2 protein-coding genes are annotated in these 1,374 nt (G+C 68.2%); one reads left to right on the top strand and one right to left on the bottom strand.

Annotated elements, in window-relative coordinates; all coding sequences use genetic code 11:
• Positions 1 to 253, bottom strand: a 253-nt coding sequence (locus ACIRVK_RS45545; protein ID WP_404258067.1) for a hypothetical protein, incomplete at its 3' end; no start/stop codon positions are given.
• Between the two features lie 241 nt (positions 254 to 494).
• On the opposite strand from ACIRVK_RS45545, the gene ACIRVK_RS45540 reads away from it, so the two are divergent.
• Positions 495 to 1,374 (top strand): IS110 family transposase (locus tag ACIRVK_RS45540; protein ID WP_404258065.1); only part of this gene is annotated, 880 nt, incomplete at its 3' end.

The raw sequence follows: 1,374 nt of genomic DNA, 5'->3' as shown, positions 1-1,374 counted from the left end.
CGTTGACATCTTGTTTCAGCCCGGCAGGCCATGTCTTCCTGCAGAGCGGTGCAATGTCCTGGTGCTCGTGGTGGGGGTCCCGTGGGCGCCAAGCGGATGCCTGAATCACGCCGGGCTTTGACGCCTCGCTGTAGACCGCGCGGCGTTCGGCGCCTTTGAGGACCACCACAGTGCGGGTGTTGATGTTCGTCGGTGCTGGGCGTACGCCTTCCACCAACCCGGCCCAGACGCCTTGAGGCAGATCGCGCGCCACCCAGGACCGTGGAACGTCAACACCCGCACCTTGATCACTCGTTGGTGTTGGTGGTGCGAGCCCGCTGCATGGTGACCTCTTGTGAAGCCCGAGCCGTCTGAGCTCCCGGATAGACCGAGGCCCGTGGGGTGAGCTGGTGCCACGAACGGCTACTGAGGTGGCGGACCGGCCCTTGCGCCGAGTCCTGGGATTAGGTCGCCGCGTGGTTCCGCATGAGCTCGTGACCTGCGCAAACTGCACCATGGGGAGGAACATCTTGATCTACTGCGGAATCGACTGGGCCGAGCGTACGCACGACGTCGCCCTGGTCGACGACAGCGGCCAGTTACTGGCCAAGCGGCACATCACCGACGACGCCGCGGGCTACAAGATCCTGCTGGACCTGCTGGTCGAGTACGGCGACAGCGAGGAGAACCCGATCCCGGTCGCGATCGAGACTTCGCGCGGCCTGCTCGTTGCCGTTCTGCGGACCGGCAAGCGGCAGGTGTTCGCGATCAACCCGATGGCCGCCGCCCGCTACCGCGACCGGCACTCTGTCTCGCGCAAGAAGTCCGACCCCGGCGACGCCCTGGTCCTTGCGAACATCCTGCGCACCGACATGCACGCCCACCGGCCGCTGCCCAACGACAGCGACCTCGGCCGGGCCATCGCCGTCCTCGCCCGTGCTCAGCAGGACTCGCTCTGGAACCGCCAGCAGCTGTCCAACCAGCTCCGCTCGCTGTTGCGGGAGTACTATCCGGCCGCCCTGGCGGCCTTCGAATCCTGGCGCAACGGCCTGTGCCGGCCGGAGGCCCGAGAGCTCCTCAAGGCTGCCCCGACACCGGCCCGGGCCGCGCGGCTGACCCGCACGCAGCTGGAAGCCGCGCTCAAGCGGGCCGGCCGCAAGCGCAGCATCACGGCCGAGGCCGAGCGACTCCGTGGCGTCTTCCGCGCCGACTACGCCCACCAGCCGCAGCTCGTCGAGGACGCGCTGGGCAAGCAAATGCTGGCACTCCTGGTCCAGTTGGAGGCCGCCTGCACCGCCGCCGACGATCTCACGGAGGCGGTCGAAGAGGCTTTCCCTCAGCACCCGGACGCTGAGATCATCCTCAGCTTCCCCGGCCTCGGCGTCCAGCTCGGCG

This window comes from Streptomyces sp. NPDC101152 (genome assembly GCF_044768275.1).
GTDB lineage: Bacteria > Actinomycetota > Actinomycetes > Streptomycetales > Streptomycetaceae > Streptomyces.
Note: the sequence above shows the minus strand (reverse complement) of the source record. Positions and strands in the feature narration are given on the sequence as shown.